The organism is Cryobacterium fucosi (assembly GCF_004403515.1).
Lineage (GTDB): Bacteria > Actinomycetota > Actinomycetes > Actinomycetales > Microbacteriaceae > Cryobacterium > Cryobacterium fucosi.
On record NZ_SOHH01000116.1, the window covers coordinates 1 to 21,373 of the forward strand.

The 21,373-nt window shown below is 66.2% G+C and carries 21 protein-coding genes and 2 tRNA genes; 6 read left to right on the plus strand and 17 right to left on the minus strand.

Annotated elements, in window-relative coordinates:
- From E3T48_RS15735 to E3T48_RS15755, 5 genes are all read left to right on the plus strand, one after another.
- The coding region (locus tag E3T48_RS15735) for a transposase (protein WP_174844192.1) at positions 1 to 241 on the plus strand (241 nt) is incomplete at its 5' end.
- Between the two features lie 211 nt (positions 242 to 452).
- Positions 453 to 1,331, plus strand: a complete 879-nt coding sequence (locus tag E3T48_RS15740) for a LysR family transcriptional regulator (protein WP_134525006.1) — start codon at positions 453 to 455, stop codon at positions 1,329 to 1,331.
- A gap of 318 nt (positions 1,332 to 1,649) precedes the next feature.
- On the plus strand, positions 1,650 to 2,012 hold the full coding sequence (locus E3T48_RS15745) for a cupin domain-containing protein (protein ID WP_134524968.1): 363 nt from the start codon (positions 1,650 to 1,652) through the stop codon (positions 2,010 to 2,012).
- A 78-nt stretch (positions 2,013 to 2,090) separates the two neighbouring features.
- Positions 2,091 to 2,393, plus strand: coding sequence for a putative quinol monooxygenase (locus E3T48_RS15750; protein WP_134524969.1), 303 nt, complete (start codon positions 2,091 to 2,093; stop codon positions 2,391 to 2,393).
- Between the two features lie 169 nt (positions 2,394 to 2,562).
- Complete coding sequence (locus E3T48_RS15755) at positions 2,563 to 3,687, plus strand: IS30 family transposase (protein WP_241986879.1); 1,125 nt, start codon at positions 2,563 to 2,565, stop codon at positions 3,685 to 3,687.
- Positions 3,688 to 3,872: 185 nt separating this feature from the next.
- Here the strand turns inward: E3T48_RS15755 and E3T48_RS15760 are convergent, their stop codons facing one another.
- From E3T48_RS15760 to E3T48_RS15795, 8 genes are all read right to left on the minus strand, one after another.
- Positions 3,873 to 4,604: a tyrosine-type recombinase/integrase gene (locus E3T48_RS15760; RefSeq protein ID WP_134524971.1), complete on the minus strand. Its 732-nt coding sequence runs from the start codon at positions 4,602 to 4,604 to the stop codon at positions 3,873 to 3,875.
- An 84-nt stretch (positions 4,605 to 4,688) separates the two neighbouring features.
- Positions 4,689 to 5,453, minus strand: coding sequence for an IS21-like element helper ATPase IstB (istB, locus tag E3T48_RS15765; RefSeq protein ID WP_134524972.1), 765 nt, complete (start codon positions 5,451 to 5,453; stop codon positions 4,689 to 4,691).
- Complete coding sequence (locus E3T48_RS15770; RefSeq protein WP_194087860.1) at positions 5,450 to 6,691, minus strand: Mu transposase domain-containing protein; 1,242 nt, start codon at positions 6,689 to 6,691, stop codon at positions 5,450 to 5,452. The genes istB and E3T48_RS15770 overlap by 4 nt, the downstream gene beginning before the upstream one ends.
- A 52-nt stretch (positions 6,692 to 6,743) precedes the next feature.
- Complete coding sequence (locus E3T48_RS15775; RefSeq protein ID WP_134524973.1) at positions 6,744 to 7,199, minus strand: hypothetical protein; 456 nt, start codon at positions 7,197 to 7,199, stop codon at positions 6,744 to 6,746.
- Entirely contained in the window at positions 7,199 to 7,495 is a 297-nt protein-coding gene (locus E3T48_RS15780) for a helix-turn-helix domain-containing protein (protein WP_241986875.1), read from the minus strand. The genes E3T48_RS15775 and E3T48_RS15780 overlap by 1 nt, the downstream gene beginning before the upstream one ends.
- 111 nt (positions 7,496 to 7,606) lie before the next feature.
- Positions 7,607 to 7,680 (minus strand) — tRNA-Ile (locus E3T48_RS15785).
- Positions 7,681 to 7,690: 10 nt separating this feature from the next.
- The gene (locus tag E3T48_RS15790) at positions 7,691 to 8,947 is read right to left on the minus strand and encodes a glycosyltransferase (protein WP_241986876.1); all 1,257 of its coding nucleotides are present in this window, start codon (positions 8,945 to 8,947) and stop codon (positions 7,691 to 7,693) included.
- Positions 8,948 to 9,146: 199 nt separating this feature from the next.
- Entirely contained in the window at positions 9,147 to 10,061 is a 915-nt protein-coding gene (locus tag E3T48_RS15795) for a DMT family transporter (RefSeq protein WP_134524975.1), read from the minus strand.
- A gap of 40 nt (positions 10,062 to 10,101) precedes the next feature.
- On the opposite strand from E3T48_RS15795, the gene def reads away from it, so the two are divergent.
- On the plus strand, positions 10,102 to 10,668 hold the full coding sequence (gene def / locus E3T48_RS15800; RefSeq protein ID WP_134524976.1) for a peptide deformylase: 567 nt from the start codon (positions 10,102 to 10,104) through the stop codon (positions 10,666 to 10,668).
- A gap of 29 nt (positions 10,669 to 10,697) precedes the next feature.
- Here def and E3T48_RS15805 read toward each other — a convergent pair whose 3' ends face one another.
- The 9 genes from E3T48_RS15805 to dnaG form a co-directional block, all read right to left on the minus strand.
- On the minus strand, positions 10,698 to 11,561 hold the full coding sequence (locus tag E3T48_RS15805) for a sensor histidine kinase (protein WP_134524977.1): 864 nt from the start codon (positions 11,559 to 11,561) through the stop codon (positions 10,698 to 10,700).
- A gap of 79 nt (positions 11,562 to 11,640) precedes the next feature.
- Positions 11,641 to 11,713 (minus strand) — tRNA-Asn (locus E3T48_RS15810).
- A gap of 61 nt (positions 11,714 to 11,774) precedes the next feature.
- On the minus strand, positions 11,775 to 12,683 hold the full coding sequence (locus E3T48_RS15815) for a D-isomer specific 2-hydroxyacid dehydrogenase family protein (protein WP_420898390.1): 909 nt from the start codon (positions 12,681 to 12,683) through the stop codon (positions 11,775 to 11,777).
- A gap of 109 nt (positions 12,684 to 12,792) precedes the next feature.
- Positions 12,793 to 13,728: an ATP-binding cassette domain-containing protein gene (locus E3T48_RS15820; protein WP_134524978.1), complete on the minus strand. Its 936-nt coding sequence runs from the start codon at positions 13,726 to 13,728 to the stop codon at positions 12,793 to 12,795.
- Positions 13,729 to 13,733: 5 nt separating this feature from the next.
- Complete coding sequence (locus E3T48_RS15825; protein WP_134524979.1) at positions 13,734 to 15,422, minus strand: ABC transporter ATP-binding protein; 1,689 nt, start codon at positions 15,420 to 15,422, stop codon at positions 13,734 to 13,736.
- Positions 15,419 to 16,444: an ABC transporter permease gene (locus tag E3T48_RS15830; protein ID WP_134525010.1), complete on the minus strand. Its 1,026-nt coding sequence runs from the start codon at positions 16,442 to 16,444 to the stop codon at positions 15,419 to 15,421. The genes E3T48_RS15825 and E3T48_RS15830 overlap by 4 nt, the downstream gene beginning before the upstream one ends.
- A 31-nt stretch (positions 16,445 to 16,475) precedes the next feature.
- Positions 16,476 to 17,561 carry an ABC transporter permease gene (locus tag E3T48_RS15835; protein WP_134524980.1) on the minus strand — a complete coding sequence of 362 codons (1,086 nt, stop codon included), beginning with the start codon at positions 17,559 to 17,561 and terminating at the stop codon, positions 16,476 to 16,478.
- 97 nt (positions 17,562 to 17,658) lie between these two features.
- Positions 17,659 to 19,290 (minus strand): ABC transporter substrate-binding protein, encoded by a 1,632-nt coding sequence (locus tag E3T48_RS15840; RefSeq protein WP_134524981.1) that lies wholly within the window; start codon positions 19,288 to 19,290, stop codon positions 17,659 to 17,661.
- A 178-nt stretch (positions 19,291 to 19,468) separates the two neighbouring features.
- Positions 19,469 to 21,352 carry a DNA primase gene (gene dnaG / locus E3T48_RS15845; RefSeq protein WP_134524982.1) on the minus strand — a complete coding sequence of 628 codons (1,884 nt, stop codon included), beginning with the start codon at positions 21,350 to 21,352 and terminating at the stop codon, positions 19,469 to 19,471.
- Positions 21,353 to 21,373: the final 21 nt, after the last annotated feature.

Here is a 21,373-nt window from a genome sequence, read left to right on the forward strand (position 1 = left end):
CTGGCTGGTGCTGGCCACGATCGCGTTCAACCTCTCCCGCGCCATCGGCACGCTCGCCAGCACGGAGCTCGGCAAAGCGCGCAGCGGCACCATCCGCCGCAAACTCATCTCCATCCCGGCACGCCTCTCGACCTCGGCCCGGAAAATCGCCCTGCATTTGCCGAGCAGCTGGCCCTGGGAAACCGGATGGCAAGCCCTGTTCACAGCGGCCTGCGGACCACCGCGAACCGCGACCATCTGACCACCCAGCCGAACGGCGCAACAGGACCAGGAACACCACCGGCAGCAAGGCCGGACGCACCGCCATGCCCGCGAGCAGAAAGCCCCGATCAATGGTTGGCGGCCTCACTCAACCAGGCTGACCGGTGGATCGAGGCTANGGTGGATCGAGGCTAGGCTCCAACCATGAATCAAATGAATTTGGGTCATCTTGTCATGAACAAAGTCGATCCATGTCGGTGACTTTGCGACAGTTGGGCGTTCTTGTTGCAGTGGTGGATGAGGGGAGTTTCGGGGCTGCCGCTGATGCCTTGCAGATGAGCCAGTCCGCCGTCTCGCATTCAGTCGCCGCGCTGGAGTCGGTGGCGGGTGCACCGCTCGTTGTCCGAGCGCCGACAGTCGCAACGACACCGCTGGGCGAAGCTGTTCTAGCACACGCCCGGAGCGCCCTCGCCAGTGTGCGCGCTCTCGACGCAACCGTCCGTCGTCACCTTGAAGGTGTTGCTGTTGGCCCCGTTCGCCTCGCGGCTGGCGTGACGGCATCTCATCGCCTCGTCCCCGAACTCCTCAACCGGTGGCGTGTGGACCTGCCCGGACTTGACGTGCGCTTGTTCGAGGGCAGCGACGACGAACTCGAAGCCTGGCTCGAGACCGGAGCGGTGGATGCTGCTGTCCTGGTCGACCCGAACCCGATCCCTCATGGCGCGGTGATCCTCGCCCGTGACGACTTCCGTGCCGTGCTCCGCTCCGATCACCCCCTCGCCCGCGAGACACGCATCAGCCTGGGCGACCTCGCCGAGGATCCCCTGCTGACATCGACCAGCGGCTGTGAACCTCAAATCACTGCGCTGCACGCCATGGCCGGATCCGACTACGCGCCGGCGCAAAGGGTGCACGAGACCAGTACCCTGCTGGGCATGGTCGCGGCCGGACTCGGAGTCGCGATCATGCCTGCACTGGCGCTCACGATGCTCGCTAAAAACCTAGTAATGGTCGAACTCGAACAACACCTCGAACGAACCCTTGTCTTCACTGGACCCTCGGGTCGCCCGTGGCACCCGAGCGTTGAACGCATGCGCGACATCGCGGAAACGGCCACGACACCACTGTGATCCCTGCCATGTCAGGCCCCAAGAAAGCAGTCAAGACCAAGACACAACACTCGCTACGCCCGCCCGCAAAGGGCCCTATTGGGGTCTTCGCGACGGCCAGGCGTTGGTGGTCGACGGCAGCAGCGTTGTGCTTCTCTGAGCGATCCGCCTACCGCATACCGCCGATGCGCCGCTGAAGGTTCCCAAGTGACACAGGATCGGGCCGGCCGGGACGTTGGATGGATCGGCCCAGACCTGTCGCGCTGGCCGTCCCGCTTTCGAGTTGAAGTTCGTATCGCGAAGTGCAACTCCGGTTGGTCATTCCGGCATTATTGAGTCATGACAGATGATGTTCGCAACGTTTCTGATGCCCTCGACCTTATCTCCGACTATTGGCAGCCGCGCCGCCTGACGAGCGTCAACGATTACGACGTCAAAGTCGTAAAACTACAGGGCGAGTTTGTCTGGCACACCCATCCAGACACTGACGAACTCTTCATGGTGCGAACCGGCCAACTCACCATTCAACTCCGAGACCGAGATGTGCACCTCGGTCCAGACGATGTATTCGTCGTTCCTGCAGGTGTCGAGCATTGCCCTCGCGCAGACCAAGAAGTATTCGCACTCCTGTTCGAGCCCAAGGGCACGGTCAATACCGGCGACGTCGGCGGCGACCGCACGGCTGCACTTCAAGAATTCTGAACAAACACACCTTCGTCCCGTTGACCGTTCCCAAAAGACACAGCATCGGCATGCTCGGGCGCTGGGTAGGGTTGTGCCATGACTTTCGCAAACGCGGGAACACTCGGTGTCGTCCCCGGTAAACGTGATGAGCTGGTCGCTCATCTGACTCAGCGCAGCGACACCCTCAAACAGATCGGCTGCCTGGCGTATGAGGTAGGGGTCAGCGACGACGACCTCGACACGGTGTTCGTCGTGGAACTATGGGACAGCGCCGAAGCGCATCAAGCTTCGCTCGCCTTGCCCGAGGTCCAAGCATCTATAGCGGCCGCAAGGCCGCTTCTGTCCGGCGCTTTTGGAGGGTTTCGCTTCAACGTCGTCGGATCACCACTACGCGACTGAACCGCGGCGCTCCAAGCGCACGATCTACGATCCACCGTCGGAACTCCTCAGCCGTCCCATTAGCCGTTGGCGAGCTCAACCGGTCGTTGCAACACCCGTTGATAGTGAGGTGTTGTCCGTGTGGTTGAAGCATGAGTTGGTTGAAATACAGGCTCGATTCTGGGTGTTGATGGCCCAAGGCTCGACGCTGACTTCGGCATGTGATGCTGTGGGGGTGAATCGACGAACGGGACGGCGTTGGCGCCAAGCGACCGGGGGGCGGGTTCCGCTTCCCAAGCCGGAACTGTCAGGGCGATACTTGAGTCTGGAGGAGCGGCTCCGGATCGCGGACTTGCACGTGACCGGCGCCGGGATCCGGGCCATCGCCGGCCAGGTCGGCCGGTCGGCTGCGACGATCAGTCGCGAGCTGGCCCGAGGCGGGTCCAAGTCCGGCCCGCGAGCCCGGACCAGGTATGCCCCCTATGCGGCCCAGAAGCGGGCCGAGCTTCGCGGCCGCCGCCCCAAGGGCAGCAAGTTCGACCATCCAGAACTGGCATCCTTGGTTCAGGCCAAATTGTGCGTGAAATGGAGCCCGGAGCAAATCAGCGATCACTTGGCTTCGGCGTTCCCGGACCGGCAGGAGATGCGGGTGAGCCCCGAGACGATCTATCAGGCCCTCTATGTGCAAGGCCGCGGCCATCTGCGCGCTGACCTGCACCAACACTTGCGCACCGGCCGTGCCATCCGACGTCCGAGACGACCGGCCGCGAAGAACTCGGGCAAGATCCCGGACATGATCATGATCAGCGAGCGACCCGCGGAGGTCGCCGACCGTGCCGTGCCTGGCCACTGGGAGGGAGATCTGATCTTGGGATCCAACTGCCGGTCCGCGATCGCTACCCTGGTCGAGCGTCAGACCCGATTCACGATGCTGGTCCACCTCCCCGGCGACCACAACGCGATCACGGTCCGCGATGGCCTGCTGGCAGCCATCAAAACGCTCCCCGTGCAGCTGGCCACGACCCTGACCTGGAACCAGGGAACCGAGCTCGCCCAGCACCGCCAGATCACCTTGGCCACCCAGATGGCCATCTACTTCTGCGACCCGCACTCGCCCTGGCAACGAGGAACCAACGAGAACACCAACGGACTGCTCCGCCAGTACTTCCCGAAAGGCACCGACCTCTCCGAGCACTCACCCGATCGGCTGCTCGAAGTCGCCACCGAACTCAACAACCGGCCCCGCAAAACACTCGGCGGAATCACCCCCGCCCAAGCCAGGCAACGACTACTTGAAACCGCCTCTCCTTACTGAGACAGACCAAGGTCGGCGGTGCAGATAAGGACAGAGCAGCGAGTGGCCGAGTCCGGTATGCGCCGTATCTCCTTTGTCGGTCAGGGAGCCTAACTTTGGCACCTGCCTTGCCCTGCCCAACACGGGGGCCAACCAATGGGTCGCCGGCCTCCGTGTTGGGCGTCTTGAGAGTCTGGGTCTCCCTACTACGGCGGCGCCAGCCGCTGCAGCACCGACGCCGGCTCCGACTTCACCGTGCGATCTGGCTCGGCGTAGTGCGCCTTCGTCGTCGACGTCGAGGCGTGTCCGAGCATGTCGGCCGCAGCCTGCATGCCCAGTTCGTTGGCGAGCAGCGTCGCACCGGTCCGGCGAAAGGAGTGCGGGGTGATTTCCATACCCTCGAGGCCAGCGTTCCGGAGGATGCCCCGAAACGTGCGTCTGACGTTGTACGGCGTGAGTGGAGTGCCTTTCCGTGAGAAGAACAGCAGGTGCTCCGCGTCTTCCGGATCGATCAGCGTCAAGCGTTGTCGAATCACGTCGGCCGCGAATTGCGGCACGGCAATGACGCGGTTCGACTCGTGTGTCTTGGGGTGTGCCTGACGGAGAACACCGGCGCCGTTGTGCACGACGAGCGTGCCGCTGATGTTCACTCGCGGCGGGTCGGCAGCCATGTCCACGTCGCATTGCCGAAGCGCGAGCGCCTCGCCGATGCGTGTCGCCGTGCCGAGCATCACCTCGATGATGTCTCTCACCTGCCCGTCGGATCGCGGTCCCATCGTGCCCTCCCCCGTGCGCCAGTCGCGGGCCGCGAGTCGGATGGCGGCGATCTGCTCCGTCGTGAGCGCCTTGGGGGTGTGAGGAGGCTTCTTCATTCGCGAGGTTTCCTTCACCGGATTGCGCGGGATGATCTCTCGCCGAACTGCGAAAGCCAAGATCATGCTGAGGATCGTGCGGGAGTGTTAACGCCGACTGAAAACAGGGCCACTTCTGCCAACTGAAAACAGGGCCACTCGCGTGTGGTTCTAGTGTGCCGTAGTCGTGGCAGGTTGGTGTTGCTTGAGCCGGTAACTGTTGCCTTTGAGGCTGATTACGTCGGCGTGGTGAACGATGCGGTCGATCATCGCGGAAGCGATCGTGAGGTCGCCGAACACGTCGCCCCAGCGGGCGAAGGGCAGGTTGCTCGTCATGATCAGCGAGGCGTGTTCGTAGCGGGACGACACGAGCTGGAAGAACAGGTTCGCGGCGTCCTGGTCGAAGGGGATGTAGCCGACCTCGTCGACGATCAGCAGGCTGTAACGGCGCAGCCTGATGAGCTCGGCGGCGAGTTTGCCCCTCGAGTGGGCCTCTTGGAGTCGCGTGACCCAGCCCGTCGCCGTGTCGAAGAGGACCCGGTGGCCGACCTTAGCGGCCTTGATCCCGATGCCGACGGCGAGGTGTGTTTTCCCGGTTCCGGGAGGCCCGAGGAGGACGACATTCTTCGCTTCGGTCAGAAACACGCTCGTGCCCAGGTGCGCGATCAGGTTCCGGTCGGCGGAGGGCTGGTGGTCGAAGTTGAAGTCCTCGAGGGTCTTGTGACCGGGGAACCGGGCGGCCTTGATCCGCAGCGCAGCCCCGGATGCTTCGCGTTCGGCGACTTCTTTGGAGAGAACCGCGGCGAGGTATTCCTCGTGGGACCAGCCCGCGTCGCGGGCCTGGTCGCCCAGGCGCCGGAAGGCTTCGCTGATCCGTGGTGCCCGCAGCGCGCGGGCGTAGTACTCGATCTGCGAGGCCGCTTCCGGGCCGGTCATGACGCGACCGCCATCACGGTCGGCGCGGCGTCGATGTCAACGCTGAAGAGTTCGTCGTAGCGGGCTAGTGAGGCCATCTCGACGACGGCCGTGACCGTGGGTCGGCGGGCGCGTTGGGCTTGGAACTGGGCGCGGAGCTCGGCCGCGCGGAGGACATGTGCCGGGTCGGTGACGGTCAGTTGCCGGGCCCACTTCCGGCGGTGGCTGGCGATGAGGACCCCGTCGTGGTGGACGGTCACTCGCTCCAGGCTCGCTGCCACGTCAACGACCCGGCCGATCATGGCCGGGTCGACGGAGTAGTCGTTGCTGAACGCGCGAACGTAGTAGTCCCGTGGGAGCCGGACGCTGTTGCGGAACATCACCTCCGGCGCCAGCGGTGGCAGGCCGCGCATCGCCGCCCGGTCGATGCGGACCAGGTCTCCGGGTCGCCCTCGTCGCGATCGGGAGAGACGGTTGTTTGCGATGGGTAGCCAGCCGGCCAGCTGCTGGTTGAAGTCGTCGGGAGAGGTGAAGGCGCGCCCCGACATGAAGCGGCTGCGGAAGAAGCGATTCATTCGCTCGACCATGCCCTTGGACTCGGGGTCGCGGGCCTTGAGGAGCTTGATCTGGGTGCCGAGAGTGCCGGCGAACGCGGCGGCGGACTCGGTGAGCTTCCCGCGCCCGATGCCGGTCTCGTTGTCCCAGGTCAGCCGGGCGGGAACGGCCTCGGCCTCCTGCAGCAACGACCACATCCCACCGAGCAGATCCGGCGTCGTCCGCGAGGGCAACATGCGGGCTTGGATGAATCCGGAGAACGTCGACGTCATCACCAAAACCGGCGGCGCAGCAGCCTGGTCATGGCCCAGCGGCAGGTCTTCGTGCGGGAACCAGAGATCACATTGGACCTGGAAGCCGGGCGGGTGCACCAGTCGATCCGCGGGGTCCGGCACCGCATACTCCGGCCGCAGCTCGGCGATCTTGGCCCGGAACAGCGACGGAGACCCCGACCAGCCCACCCGCTCAGCAGCGGTCGCGGCCGGCATCGTTGGCGTCGCCGCGAGCAACACCCGCACCTGGCCGGCGAACGCGTCGAAGCTCGACCCCGTCGGCTCACGCTGATACGTCGGCGACCGATCCACGGCCAACGCCCGATCCACCGTTCCCCGGGACACTCCGACCAGCCGAGCTATCTCCCGCTTCGAATGTTTCCCCGTCGAACGCAGGTGGCGAATCTCTGCCCAATCATCCAATTTGATCACCTTCCATGATGGTTGGTGGCCCTATTTTCAGTTGGCGTTTCTGGCCCTGTTTTCAGTTGGCGTTAACACGGGAGTGCTTCGCTCGCGTGTAGGACTTCTCGCGCTGCTTCTTCAGGAAGAGTTCGATGCGTCCGACGGTCACTTCGCGAATGGTGAAGTGCTCGAAGAAGGGCAGCACGAGCACGCGCAGCTCCCGCTTGTAGGTGTCTTTGGTCCCTTGGGCGCGGTCGACGTCGAGCATCACGTCCTCCAGCCAGGCGTCGGCGAGCATCGGGAAGGGCGAGCCCGCATTCAGCGAGTCGCCGACCCCACCGGCACGCATGCGCCCGGCCAGTTCGACTTTCAACGCTGACTGCGCCGCATTGCGACTCGAACGGGTCACGCCCACTTGCCGCGATTGCCCGTCCCAGTCGCGGAACACAGTCGTCGCCCGGAACCGCTCGGGACCGACCTTTGTCGTCGTGATCGCGCCGAAGGTGCTGATCGGCAGTCGTGGTCGTCCGGCCATCAACGCTCGCCCCCGCGGCCGCTCAGGGACGATTCAGGCTCGTGGAGACCGTCCAACCACCGCCGAACATCGGAGACGCGGTAGCGGATCTCCCGGCCGACTCGAATGCCGGACGGGCCGCGACCGTCAGTGCGCAGGTCGTAGATGGCCTGCACGTGCACGCCGAGATACTCGGCGAGTTCGCTTGTCGTCAGTACAGGCTCTAGACCGAGCCCGAAGAGTCGTTCAGTATCCATAACCCGTAGGTGTTCGAGGTCACTCCAGACCGATCGAACCGGGTCGTGCACCTTCTCCATGAGCGCCCTTTGTAGGCGGTCACTTTGGAATAAACAATGGATAAACAATGTGTGCATCAAGTCTTGCCCTTTCGGTAAGGACAAGAAACCCTGATCACACGATATTTCGAGTAGGGCGGCCGGGACTTGAACCCGGGACCGACGGATTATGAGTCCGCTGCTCTAACCAGCTGAGCTACCGCCCCAGAACCGCGGTTACTCCGGGGAGTGTGCGGCGGCCTCGGAGGTGACCGTGTCGACCACGGGTTCCCCACGATACAGGCACTCGAAGGTGTTCAGGGTGCGGTTGATATCGTGCGCCCCGATCAGCTTGAGCGACTCGCGCTTGAGCGCGATGAGTTCGTCGGGCGAGGCGGTGAGCACCTGGATGAGCCTGGCAGCCATGTCCTTGGCGCTGCCCGGCTCGAACAGATAACCGTTCTGTCCATCGTGCACCAGGTGCGGAAGGGCCATCGCGTTCGCGGCGACCACGGGAAGCCCGGAGGCCATGGCCTCCATCGTGGCGATGCTCTGCAGTTCCGCAATGGACGGCATCGCGAAGACCGTCGTCCGCGTGTACGCGGCGCGCAACTCCTCGTCGGTCACATACCCGGCGAAGGTCACCCGGTTACGGATGCCGAGGGTCTGGGCCAGGTGCTCGAGGTTGCGTTTCTGGTCGCCGCCGCCGACGATCTCGACCTTGACGTTCAGGTCGGGTGAGAGCAGCGTGACCGCATGCAGCAGCACATCGATCTGCTTCTCTCCGGTGACTCGTCCGACGAAGAGGATCCGGTTCTCGGTGCGCGGCTCGAAGCTCGGCGCATAGTTGTGTGCGTCGATTCCGCAGGAGATCGCGAGCACGCCCTCGAGCCCGGTGTAGCGCTCGAGGAATTCGGCGGCGCGCACGGTAGGCGTGGTCACGGCCTCGGCTCGGCCGAACGTGCGACGCGCGGCTTTCCAGGCGCCCCGGATCATCCCCTCGTGCAGCCACTTGGGCAGGAGCGTGAACTCGAGCATGTTCTCCGGCATGAAGTGGTTCGTGCCGATGATGCGGATCCCGCGCTTGGCGGCTTCGATGGTGACACCGCGGCCCACATTGATGTGGGATTGGAAGTGCACGACATCCGGCTTGAAGGTGTCGAGGATGCGGCGGCTCTCCGCGTGGATCAGCCACGGCAGGGCGAAGCGCAGCCAGTCATGCGGGTACCAGCGCCAACTCTTCAGGCGGTGCACGACCATCGGCTGGCCTTCGTGGATCTCGGTCCAGGTGCCGTGCTTGCGGGACGGCGCGGGTGCCATGATCTGCACCTCGTGCCCCCGGGAAACGAGGCCGGCGGCGAGCCGCTCGGCGAAGCGGGCCGCTCCGTTGACGTCAGGGGCAAAGGTGTCCGCGGCGATGAGAACCCGAATCGGCTTCTTCGTTGCCGGCTCAACGCGGGTGGCGTCGCTCGGCGAATCGGTCGAATCTGACAAGTGGAATTGTCCCAACGTAAGTGAGCCGGAGGTCGTCATCCGGCGAGAATTCAAGGATTCGTCGGCGCGCACGCCGACGAGGTCATATAGCACCCTATTCTAAACCGCCGTGTCTACAGCCATTCCCGGCACCGGCGCGTCACCGAGCCGAGCGGAAGCAGTGCGGCAAACGGGCAGCAAAAGAGGGCATCGACGGACGCTATCCGGTGGCCTGCGGGTGGTGACGGGCAAGCAGGAACACGCCGTAGATCGCGAGTGCGCCGGCCACGATGAATGCCACGGCCGCCCAGGCCGGTGCCTGCGCCACTTCGCCGAGCACGACGATTCCGATGCCGACCGCGATCAGGGGGTCGATCACGGTCAGCCCTGCGATCACCAGGTCGGGAGGTCCGGACGCGTACGCGTTCTGCACGAAGTAGGCACCGAGGGCCGCGCCGAGCAGCAGGCCGGCGACGCAGGTCAGCGTCAGCCACTCGAAGTTGCCGTTCTGGGTGCGGTTGATGATCACCTTCGCGAGCGTCGCGACGAACCCGTAGAGAACGCCCGCTCCGATGATGTACAGGATCGCCTGGAACCGGGTGCGGAGGAACACGAACAGGCCGCCGAATACCAGCAGGACACCGCCAAGCATGATCAGGATCGTGATGAGGTTCGTGTCCGTGACCGGTTTGTCGACGGCGGTGAACGCCGCGACGGTGACGAACAGTCCCACCCCGCCAACGCACATGCCGATGGCGAGCTTGGATGCCCGGTTGACCTTCACGCCGGAGACGCGCGCGTTGAGAATCGACGTGATCACCAGGGCCACCGCACCGAGGGGCTGGACCACGATGATCGGCGCGAAGTTGAGGCTGGACAGCTGAAAGAGGATGGCCAGGGCGAGCATCACCGTGCCGAATACCCAGGAGGGCCGGCCCAGCAGGAGGGTGAGCTGGCGCGGGTTGAGTCCGCCGGTGACCTCCACGGTCCTGGCCTCGACCTTGACCACGCCACGGTGCTGGAACTGGGCCCCGAGGGAGAGAAAGACCGCGCCGATCAGCGCGAGCGGGATTCCGATGGCCTGGCGGGGATCGATCGTGAGGTCCACAGCCAAGTCAGTCAGGTCGAGGGTCACCCAATGACCCTATCGAGAACCAGCCCGATATCCTTGCTGAATGGCCGTGCGATCGATTGTTATTTCCGGAGATCCCGTTCTCCACTCCCCCGCAGCACCCGTCGAGGATTTCGGCGATGATCTGAGTGTCCTGGTTCAGGACATGTACGAGACGATGGATGCCGCCCCCGGCGTGGGCCTCGCAGCGCCCCAGGTCGGCGTGCCGCTCCGGCTCTTCACCTACAGCTTCGTCGACGATGAGGACCGGTCGTGGCGGGGTGTGGCGATCAACCCTGAACTGTGGGTCACCCCGGTGCCGGCCGGCGAGGCCGATGAGGACGAGGACGTCGAGGGCTGCCTGTCCTACCCGGGCGAGCGGTTCCCGCTCCTGCGTTCCCCGTCGGCGATCCTGCGCGCTGTCGACCTGGACCAGAAGCCGTTTGAGATCCACGCGGAGGGCTGGCTGGCCCGGATCTTCCAGCACGAGTTCGACCACCTCGACGGCACGCTCTATGTCGACCGTCTCGAGCATTTCTACGCGAAGATCGCCACTAAGGTCACCCGCAAGCGCGGCTGGGGAATCCCCGGCCTCAGCTGGGTCCCGGGCGTTGACAACCTCGAGGATTGAGCCGCGGGCAAGTCCGCGCGACGTTCCGCTCAGCGGGGCAGGTTCACGCCGTGAACGCCGTTGTGGAAGCGCAGGGACGGGAAGATCGCTGACACGGAGAACCCGACGCCCGGCACGGTGCCGGCGTTGAAGACCCCGCCGAACAACTCGGCCCGCTCCCGCATCTGGGTGATTCCGGCGCCGCTGATGCTCTCGCTGAGCGCCTTGAGGTCGTCGTCGATCGTGTAGCTGGTGCGGGCGGCGAACTCCCCCACGTCGGCGCTTGACCGCCGGGCGGCCGCGCGGATGCCATCGTCGTCGACCTGCAGCTGCAGGCCGTCCTGGGTCCAGGTGAACGCGATCTTCGCCTCGGTGCCCGGACCGCCGTGCTGAAGCGAATTGGCCAGCGCACTCTGGAGAATTCGGAAGATGGCCAGCTCAGCGCCGGGCTTGAGCGGGAAACGCTCGCCCGACTCGGTGAAACCCACGACGAGTCCGGCGTCGCGCATGACCCGGAAGAGGTCCCTGGCCGATTGGAGGCCCGGCCGGGCAATGGCGACGGATTCGCCCTCGCGCACGATGGTGAGCACCCGGCGCATGTCCGCGAGGGTGCCACGCCCGTCCTCGGCGAGGGCAGTGGCGGCGCGAACCGCGCTGGACGGGTCTGTCTCGGCCGTGTACCGGGCCGCTTCCGCCCCGGTGACCAGCCGGGAGACGGCGAGCACGGCCACGTCCTGGAGTTCGCGGATGATGCCGAGCCGGCCCTGCTGCTCCGCGAGGCTCAGTTCGAGGTCGATCCGGTGCTGCTCGGCCGCGGACTGATTGACGGCGACCCGCCGCGCTCGCAGCCACAGGACGAGCAGCACCGCGGAGAGGATTGCCAGCACGATGCTCGCGATCAACCAGAAATCCATGGACTTCGCCTTTCGTGCGGCGGCTTCGTGCTCGGGTGCAAAAAAGGCCACCCGGGGTGGAGCCCTGGGTGGCCTTTCGCTCCCCGACTTGGACTCGAACCAAGAACCTGCGCATTAACAGTGCGCTGCTCTGCCAATTGAGCTATCGAGGAATGCTTGAACAACTCTGCCACTTTATCAAAAGTTGGCCCTTCGCCAAATCGCGACCGGGAATCAGTAGCCGGCGAGGGGGTCCACGACCCCGACGAACCGCCCGTCGGTAAGGAACGCGCGCACATTCAGCCTGATCCGCTCCGCGAGGAGCGGCGCCGTCATCTCGGGCGTGTCGGCCGAATGCGGCGTGATCAGGCACCTGGGCTCGCTCCAGAGCGGATGCCCGTCCGGCAACGGCTCCGGATCGGTCACGTCCACGGCCGCGCCGGCGATGGTGCCCGCCGCCAGGGCGGCCACGAGCGCATCGGTGTCGACCAGCGGCCCCCTGGCAATGTTGACCAGGCTCGCCTCCGGCCGCATCAGGGCGAGCTCGGCCGCCCCGATCAGGTGCCGGGTGTCGGGAGTCAGGGCGGCTGCGACGATGACCAGGTCGGCCTGGGGCAGCACCTCGGCCAGGGCACCCGGAGGCACGGTGCGTTCCGCGCCGGGCACCGGCCGGCTGCTCCGGCGCACGATCGTGATGCGGGTGCCGAAGGGCTCCAACAACCGGATGAGCTCGCGGGCGATCCCCCCGGCGCCGATGATGACCACCGTGCGGCCATAGAGGGAGCGGCCCTCCGGGACGGTGGACCAGCTCGATGCCCTGGCGCGGGCGGGCAGCACCCGCAGGAGCGCCAGAGCGAGGGCGAGCGCGTGTTCGGCCACGGGCTGCGCGTACGCGCCCTTCGCGCTGGTCCACAGCAGGTCTGGACGGGCCTGCTCCGCCAGGATCGCGCTGAACGCGTCGACGCCGGCCCAGGGCAGCTGCACCCACTGGATCTGCGGGTTGGCCGCCAGGGTGGACCCGAGCAGGTCGGCCTGGGCGTAGGACAGCCAGATCAGCCCCCTCGTCGCAGGCGACAGCTCCGCCACCTCCCCCCGCGCGGCCCGTACGGCCGCCGTGAAGACCTCCGCCGGGCGCGGAAGCACGGCGATCGGTCCGCGGGCCGGGCGCCTGCCCTCGGGAATCGGCTTCACCTCGTCGGCGAGCACGGCACGGTGCTGCGCGCCCGGTCCTGTCTCGTCCACGGTCTGAGGCTCAGGACCGGTCGGCACGGGGATCGCCTTCTTCGCGGCCTTCTTCATGGTCCGGTTCGCGGTCATGCTCGTCGCCCGGTTTGCCGTCGGGCTCGTCGCCGGCCTCGTCGTCGGCCTCCGGCCCGGTCAGGGCTGCGGCCAGTCCGGCCACGTACGGATGCCACGGGTCGTCGAACACCTCGTCGATGGTTCCGAGGCCGACGAGCACGCCCTGGTACAGCACGCCGATCCGGTTCGCCACCCGGCGCAGCACCTTGAGGTCCGAGCTGATCACCAGAGCAGAGAACGACCGTTCCCGCTGCAGCTCGCCGATCAGGTCGATCACCGCGTCCCGCACCGTCACGTCGACCCCGGCAGTCGGCTCGTCCGCGATCAGCAGGGACGGGCCGAAGACGAGGGCACGGGCGAGGGCGACCCGCTGACGTTGCCCGTTGCTCAGCTCGTACGGGTAGCGGGGCAGCACGGCCAGCGGCAGCCGAACAGCGTCCACCATGGTCGCGACCCGCGCGTCGAGGGCCCGGCGGTTGTAACGCCGGTCGCGTTCCAGCACCGGCTCCGCCACGATCTCCGCGACCGTCATCGTCGGCGGGAGGGTGTCGGCCGCGTTCTGTTCGAGCAGACCGACCGCGAAGGTGAGGCGGGCGAGCTTGCGGCGGCCGATCCGGCGCATCCGGAACCCCAGCACCGTCGCCTCTCCCCCGGTGATGATCGGCCGGGCGCTGCCGAGTCCCGGAGCGAACGCCGCACCGGACAGCACGCTGGCGAGGGTGCTCTTGCCCGAACCGCTCTCCCCGAGCAGTCCGAGCACTTCGCCCGGCCTGATCTGCAGGGTGAGCCCATGCACCGCGACATGGGCCGGGCTCACTCCGTGCGGCGGATACTCGATTGTGAGGTCACTGGTCGAGATCGGAAAAATCGGTTTGGCGCCGCGAGTCATGCGTTCTATCCTGCCGCACGCAGCCGGCGAAGCTTCTCCCGTCGGTCGGCCTGCTCGGCCGGGTCGGGAACGGGAAGCGAGGCAAGCAGCCGCTGCGTGTATGGATCCTTCGGCGCGCCCAGCACCTCGGCGCCGGTGCCCTCTTCGACCAGTTTGCCCTTGTACAGCACCGCGATCCGGTCCGCGAGGATGTCGACGACGGCGAGGTCGTGGCTGATGAACAGCGCGGCGAAACCGAATTCCTCCTGCAGTTCGGCGAACAGCTCGAGTACCCTCGCCTGCACGGACACGTCGAGGGCCGAGGTGGGCTCATCGGCGATGAGCAGGCTCGGTTCGAGCGCCAGTGCCCTGGCCAGGCTGGCCCGCTGGCGCTGCCCGCCGCTCAGCTCGTGCGGGTAGCGGTCGCCGTAGGCCCGGGGCAGCTGAACGGCCTCGAGGAGCTCGTTGACGCGGGTGCGGGCCCCTGCCGGGTTCCCGGCCCGCCCGTGCACGACCAACGGCTCTGCGACGCATTCTGCGATCGTGAGCAGCGGGTTGAAACTCGACGCCGGGTCCTGGAACACGAAGCCGATGTCGCTGCGGAGCTTCTTGAACTCACGCTCCCTGAACCCGTGCATTTCGTGCCCGAGCACCGTGAGAGAGCCGCCGGTCACCCGGGTCAGGCCGGCGATGGCCCGGCCCGTCGTCGTCTTGCCCGACCCGCTCTCGCCGACGAGGCCGAGCACCTCGCCGGGGCGGATGACGAAACTCACCCCGTCCACGGCGGTGAAGCCGGTCCGGCCGAACCGGCCGGGGTATTCGATGGTGAGGTTGTCGGCCACGACGACCGGCGGGAGCTCCAGCCAGGCGGGCTCCCGTGCCTCCGCACGCACCGCGGCGTGCGCGATTCCCTGGCCCACGTGCGGCACTGCGGCGAGGAGGCGCTTGGTGTAGTCGTTCTGGGGCGAGGAGAAGAGGGTTTGCGCGTCGGCCTCCTCGACCACCTTGCCCTGGTACATCACGGCCACCCGGTCGGCGAGGTCGGCGACGACACCCATGTTGTGGGTGATCAGCACGATGGCAGTGCCGAACTCGTCACGGCAGCGCCGGAGCAGGTCGAGAATCTCGGCCTGCACGGTCACGTCCAGCGCCGTGGTCGGCTCGTCGGCGACGATCAGGCCGGGGTCGAGCACAAGGGCCATGGCGATCACGACGCGCTGCTTCTGCCCCCCGGAGAACTGGTGCGGGAAGTAATTGACGCGCGTCTCCGGGTCGGGAATGCCCACCCTGCCCAGGATCTCGATGGCCTTGGCCTTCGCCTCCTTGCGGCTGAACTCGCCGTGCGCGCGGATTCCCTCCGCGATCTGCCAGCCGACCGTGTAGACCGGGTTGAGCGCGGTCGACGGTTCCTGGAAGACCATCGAGACGTCGGTGCCGCGCACCTGGCGCAGTTTGCGCTTGCCGATGGAGAGGATGTCGTGCTCGCTCGAGCCGTCCTTGCTGCTGAGCAACACCACGCCCGAGGCGGTGGCGGTCTCCGGGAGCAGGCCGAGGATGGTCTTGGCCGTCACTGTCTTGCCACTCCCGCTCTCGCCGACGATGGCGAGAACCTCGCCGGGGGCGACCCGCAGGCTCACGCCGTCGACGGCCCGCACCGCCCCCGCATCCGTGGAGAAGGAGATGCCCAGGTCGGTGATGGTCAGGACATCGCTCACTGGGGAACCTCGAATTCGTCCTTCACGGTGCCGCCGGGCACCACCGATGTTTCGGCAACCAGCCCGGATGACTTCGCAACCGATCGGCGGCCCCGCAATCGGGGATCGGCGAGGTCGTTGAGGCTCTCGCCCACGAGAGTCATGCCAAGCACGGCGAGCACGATGGCGAGCCCGGGGAAGAGCGCGGTCCACCAGATGCCGCTCGAGACATCCGACACGGCCTTGTTGAGGTCGTAACCCCACTCGGCGGCGGCGGACGGCTCGATGCCGAAGCCGAGGAATCCCAGGCCGGCGAGCGTCAGGATCGCCTCGGACGCGTTGAGCGTGAAGATGAGCGGGAGCGTGCGGGTGGCGTTGCGGAGCACGTGCCTGAACATGATCCGGGCGTTGCTCGCTCCGAGGACGCGTGCCGACTCGACGTAGGCCTCCGCCTTGATCCGCACCGTCTCCGCCCGGATCACCCGGAAGTACTGCGGGATGAACACGGTGGTGATCGAGATGGCCGCGGCGAGGACGCCGCCGATCAGGTTCGACCGGCCGCCGGAGATCACGATCGACATCACGATGGCCAGCAGCAGCGATGGGAACGCGTAGACGGCGTCGAAGACGACGACGAACACGCGGTCGAGCCAGCCGCCGAAATAGCCGGAGACCAGGCCGAGCATGACCCCGGCGAAGATGGAGAGGATCACGGCGATGACGATGACGATCAGCGCGGTCTGGGCCCCCCAGATGACCCGGGAGAGCACGTCGTAGCCGCCGACGGTGGTGCCGAGCAGGTGCGAGCCGCCCGGCGGGTTCTGGGCGCCGAATGCGCCGTTCGCGTCACGGAGCTGGCTGTAGCCGAACGGCGCGATCAGGGGCGCGAGAATGGCGGTGAGGATGAAGATCCCGCTGATGACGAGGCCGACGACGAGCATCCCTCGTTGCAGCCCGACGCTCTGGCGCAGTTGGTGCACCACGGGCAGGCGACTCAACCGGTTGCGCTTGTGCGGGCCGGTGGCGATGGACGTGGCGATCATTTCCGTGTCGGTCATCCCGCTACCAGCCATGTCAGTACCTCACTCTCGGGTCGATGACTGCGGCGATGATGTCGACGACGAAGTTGGATAGGGCGACGATCACGGCGAGCAGGGCGACGATGCCCTGGACGGCGACGAAGTCGCGGGCGGTGAGGAATTGGGCCAGCTGGAAGCCCAGGCCCTTCCATTCGAAGACCGTCTCGGTCAGGACCGCGCCGCTGAGCAGCAGCGCGATCTGGAGTCCGATCACGGTGATGATCGGGATCAGGGCGGGCCGGTAGGCGTGCTTGGTGACCAGGCGGTATTCGCTGACGCCGCGCGATCGACCGGAGTCGACGTAGTCGGCGCCGAGGGTGCCGATGACGTTCGTGCGGACGAGGCGGAGGAAGACGCCGGCGGTGAGAAGCCCCAGTGCCAGCGCGGGGAGGACGGCGTGCGACACCACGTCGAGGAGGATTTGGGGGTTGCCCGTCTGGAGGGCGTCGATGGTGTAGATGCCCGTCTTGCCAGGCAGGAACTGCATTTGCAGCTCAGAACCGGTCGACGCGCGACCGGCGACCGGGAGCACCTTGAGCCAGACGGAGAAGACGAGCTTGAAGAGCAGGGCAGAGAAGAACACCGGGGTGGCGTAGCAGAGGATTGCGAAGACACGCAGGAACGCGTCGGGAGCCTTGTCCCGCCAGTAGGCGGCGACGAGGCCAAGCGGGATGCCGACGATGAACGCCACGACGAGCGAGTAGAAGACCAGCTCCGCGGTCGCGACGCCGTAGGTGAGGAGCACCTCGGTGACGGGCCTGTTGGTGCTGATCGTGGTCCCGAAGTTGCCGGTGAAGACGTTCCCGAGGTATTCGACGTACTGCACCAGGATGGGCCGGTCGTAGCCGGCCGCGTGGATGCGCTCCGCGAGCTGGTCCGGCCCGAGGCGGCCGCCGAGGGCGGCCGTGATCGGGTCGCCGGTGGCCCGCATCAGCCAGAACACCATCGAGACAAGGATGAAGATAGTGGGAAAGATCAGGGCGAAGCGGATCAGGATGTACCGCCCGATCCCCCCGCCCGAGGAGGTCCGTTTGCGCCTGGCGGCCTGTGGGGCCGGGGGGCGCGCTGCCACTGTGGTCATGCCTGCCTAACGATTGGAAAGGGTCGGGGGCACCCAGCGATGGAACTGCTGGGTGCCCCCGGATTTCAAATTAGAGAAACTCTAGCCGTTTGGCGGACTAACCTTTCGCCAGTGCCGCGTAACGGAACTTGAACGACGCGTCCAGCGTGTCCTCGGTTCCGGTGATGTCGGTTCCGGTGACGGCAACCTGCGCGCCCACGAGCAAGGGCAGGGTCGACAGCTGCACGGCGACCTTGTCCTGAATTTCCTCAATCAGGGCAGTGCGTGCGGTCGGGTCAGCCGTGACCGCCTGCTTGAGGATCAGGTTGTTGACCTCTGGGTCGTCGAAGTGGTTCTGCAGGAAGTTCTCCTTGAGGAAGAACGGCGTCAGATAGGTGTCGGCATCCGAATAGTCCGGGTACCAACCCAGCTGGTACAGCGGGTAGGCGTCGCTCGTGCGGTCCTTGCTGTACTGCACCCACTCGGTCGACTGGAGGTTGACGGTGAACAGGCCGGATGCGTCCAGCTGGTCCTTGACGAGGGCGTACTCGTCACTCGAGCCCGGCCCGTAGTGGTCGGTGTTGTACTGCAGGTTGAGCGTGACCGGGGTGGTGACGCCGGCAGCCTCGAGGGCCGCCTTGGCCTTGGCGGCATCCGGGCCCCCATTGCCGTCGCCGTAGAGGGTTTTGAGCGGCTCGATGGCGCCCGTCAGTCCGCCGGGGACGAAGGAGTACGCGGGCGTGTACGTGCCCTTGTAGACCTGGTCGGCGATCTCTTCGCGGTCGACGAGGTTGGCGATCGCCTGGCGGACGGCGAGTGCCTTGGCCGGGTCGGCGTCGGCGGTCGTCGCACCGAACGGCTGGGTGTTGAAGTTGAAGACGATGTAGCGGAGTTCTCCACCGGGACCGTCGACGACCTTGACCTTGTCATTCCCGCGCAGGTCGTCGATATCGGTCGCCGACAGGGTTCGCCATGCGACGTCAATGTTCCCTTCCTGCACATCGAGCTTCAGGTTCGAAGCGTCGGTGTAGTACTTGACGTTGATGACGTCGGTCTTGGCCTTGCCAAGCAGTCCCTTGTAGTCCGGGTTCGCCTTGTACCCGATCAGGTTGTTGAAGTCATAGCTCGTGATGATGTACGGCCCGGCGAATGCCTTGGCCTTGACGATGTCCGCGTCGGGGGTCAGCGCGTCGGGAGAGAACGAGTCCTCGTCGACGATCGGGCCCACATTGCTGGAGAGGATCTGCGGGAAGATCTGATCGTCGGCAGCCTTGAGATGGAAGACGACGGTCGTGTCGTCTTTGGCCTCGGTGCTGTCGAGGTTGTAGAGGAGCGAGGACGGACCGTTTTCGTCGGCGATCTTCACCTGACGGTCGAAGGTGAACTTCACGTCGGAGGCAGTGAGGTCGTTACCGTTCGCCCACTTGAGGCCGGCCCTGAGCGTGACGGTGTACTCCGTCGGAGACGTGAACTCCGCAGTCTCCGCGAGGTCGGGCTGGACGTCGGGGCTGCCGTACGGTGTGTTCATCAGGAACGGGAAGACCTGGTTCTGCACGGCCAGCGAGCCGTTGTCGTAGGAACCGGCCGGGTCGAGCGAGATGACCTTGTCGGTCGTGCCGATCGTGATCGCGCCGCCGGTCGTCCCACCGGTGGTTCCGCCTGCGGAGCAACCCGTCATGGCAAGCGCGGCGACAGCGATTACTGCTGCGGCGCTGAGCCCTCGAGAGCGGGGAGTGGATGAGAATGCCATATCCGTGAGCCTCTTCCTCTGAAAAATCCAGGCACGGGCGGCGCCTTGCGCGTCACCCGGCATAGCTGTATGGAAAGAAATAGCACAGAATGCGCGGTTCGTCCGTCAACGATGGAGCATCTTTACCGAGCTGCAATGAAGCGTCGGACCTCACGAACGGCAGGCCGGTCCGCCGCGGCTAGTCCTCGCGGAGGTTGCGCCGTTCGGCCTCGACCCGCACCAATTCGCGCTGGAGCGCCACGTAGACCTCGCGAATGGAGGCATCCGCGCGCTGCAGCCGGCCGAGCAGTTCGGCCTTCTGGCGCAGCAGGTCCTTGTCGACGAGGGCGACCGTGATGTCGCGCACGTACCGGCCGATTTCCCGCTCGCTGCGCTCCGGCAGCGGGGCCATCGCCAGCTCCTTGACCAGGTTCTCCAGCTGGGGCGGCACATCGGCCACGATCCGGTCGAGCCAATCAGGAGCGTCGTGGTGCTCGAGGTTGGCCGCGACGGCGTCCCGCACGACCGCGAGCGAGGGCTGAGCGAAGCTGGTCAGCACGGCACGCTGGATCAGGTCGGCGCCGACCAGGACGGGACGCTGGAGCATGGCCATCAGCCCGTCACGCTCAAGCCGGGTGACCGGGTCCGTCGACAGGTTGGTCATCGAGAACGGCTGCTCGCGCGAAGCCTCCTCCGTGTCGTCGCGGCGTGTGCCGACGTGGCCCTGCGCCGCGGAGTTCCCGGCTCCCGCGGAGCGGGTGCGCGACAGCGCGGTCGACACGGCCCTGGCGACCTCGCCGAGCTCCATGCCGAGCATGCGCGCCAGCTCGTGCGTGTAGCCGGGACGGAGGGCTGGGTCACGGATGTCGGCGACAAGCGGAGCGGCCTGGCGCAACGCCCCGACCCGCCCCTCGACCGTGTCCAGGTTGTACTGGCCGAGCAACTGCCGGATCATGAACTCGAACATCGGCTTCTTCGAATCGACGAGACGACGCACGGCGTCGTCGCCGCGGTGCAGGCGCAGGTCACAGGGGTCGAGACCCTCCGGCGCGACGGCAACGAAGGTCTGCGCGGAGAAGCGCTGTTCTTCGCTGAATGCGCGCATCGCGGCCTTCTGGCCGGCGGCATCCGGGTCGAAGGTGAACACGACCTCGCCGACCCCGCTGTCGTCACCGAGGACGCGACGCAGCACCTTGATGTGGTCGACGCCGAAGGAGGTCCCGCAGGTGGCGACGGCGGTCGTCACCCCCGCGAGATGGCAGGCCATGACGTCGGTGTAGCCCTCGACGACGACGACCTGGTGGTTGCGCGAGATGTCTCGTTTGGCGAGGTCGAGCCCGTAGAGCACCTGGGCCTTGTGGTAGATCGGGGTCTCGGGCGTGTTGAGGTACTTCGGGCCCTTGTCGTCGTCGAGCAGCTTGCGCGCACCGAAGCCGATGGTCTGGCCCGTGATGTCGCGGATCGGCCAGACGAGCCGCCCGCGGAAACGGTCGTACACCCCGCTCGAGCCCTCACGGCTGGAGACGAGGCCGGAGAGAGTCAGCTCCTCGGTCGAGTAGCCCTTGCCGCGGAGATGGTTGGTCAGTTCGTCCCAGCTCTTGGGCGCGAATCCGACGCCGAAGAGGGCGGCGGCCTGGGAATCGAAGCCGCGTTCGCCGAGGAAGTTGCGGCCGACCAGGGCACCGGCGCTGCCGAGACGTTCCACGAAGAACTCGGCCGCCGCCTGGTTGGCCGCGTAGAGCCGGGACCGGTTGGTGTGGTCGGGTGCGTCCCCACCGCCCTCGTAGTGCAGTTCGATCCCGACGCGGGCGGCAAGCCGTTCCACGGCCTCGCTGAAGGAGACATGGTCCATCTTCTGCAGGAACGAGTACACGTCGCCGCTCTCCCCGCAGCCGAAGCAGTGGTAGAAGCCGACCTGTGGGCGCACGTGGAAGCTCGGGCTGCGCTCGTCGTGGAAGGGGCACAGGCCCTTCATCGAGCCGACTCCGGCCGACTTCAGGGTGACGTAGTCGCCGACGATGTCCGCGATGTTCGTGCGGGCCTTGACCTCTTCGATGTCGCTTTGTCGAATCAGGCCAGCCATAGCTGAATGCTAGTCCTGCCC

Bases quoted from the DNA above. Each gene is read 5' to 3' on its own strand.
- E3T48_RS15830 (WP_134525010.1), bottom strand. From the start codon at position 16,444: ATGATCGCCACGTCCATCGCCACCGGCCCGCACAAGCGCAACCGGTTG.
- def (WP_134524976.1), top strand. From the start codon at position 10,102: ATGGCCGTGCGATCGATTGTTATTTCCGGAGATCCCGTTCTCCACTCC.
- E3T48_RS15775 (WP_134524973.1), bottom strand. From the start codon at position 7,199: ATGGCCGGACGACCACGACTGCCGATCAGCACCTTCGGCGCGATCACG.
- E3T48_RS15780 (WP_241986875.1), bottom strand. From the start codon at position 7,495: ATGGAGAAGGTGCACGACCCGGTTCGATCGGTCTGGAGTGACCTCGAA.
- E3T48_RS15740 (WP_134525006.1), top strand. From the start codon at position 453: ATGTCGGTGACTTTGCGACAGTTGGGCGTTCTTGTTGCAGTGGTGGAT.
- E3T48_RS15760 (WP_134524971.1), bottom strand. From the start codon at position 4,604: ATGATCTTGGCTTTCGCAGTTCGGCGAGAGATCATCCCGCGCAATCCG.
- E3T48_RS15755 (WP_241986879.1), top strand. From the start codon at position 2,563: ATGGCCCAAGGCTCGACGCTGACTTCGGCATGTGATGCTGTGGGGGTG.
- E3T48_RS15840 (WP_134524981.1), bottom strand. From the start codon at position 19,290: ATGGCATTCTCATCCACTCCCCGCTCTCGAGGGCTCAGCGCCGCAGCA.
- dnaG (WP_134524982.1), bottom strand. From the start codon at position 21,352: ATGGCTGGCCTGATTCGACAAAGCGACATCGAAGAGGTCAAGGCCCGC.
- E3T48_RS15820 (WP_134524978.1), bottom strand. From the start codon at position 13,728: ATGACTCGCGGCGCCAAACCGATTTTTCCGATCTCGACCAGTGACCTC.
- E3T48_RS15805 (WP_134524977.1), bottom strand. From the start codon at position 11,561: ATGGATTTCTGGTTGATCGCGAGCATCGTGCTGGCAATCCTCTCCGCG.
- E3T48_RS15750 (WP_134524969.1), top strand. From the start codon at position 2,091: ATGACTTTCGCAAACGCGGGAACACTCGGTGTCGTCCCCGGTAAACGT.
- E3T48_RS15745 (WP_134524968.1), top strand. From the start codon at position 1,650: ATGACAGATGATGTTCGCAACGTTTCTGATGCCCTCGACCTTATCTCC.
- E3T48_RS15835 (WP_134524980.1), bottom strand. From the start codon at position 17,561: ATGACCACAGTGGCAGCGCGCCCCCCGGCCCCACAGGCCGCCAGGCGC.
- istB (WP_134524972.1), bottom strand. From the start codon at position 5,453: ATGACCGGCCCGGAAGCGGCCTCGCAGATCGAGTACTACGCCCGCGCG.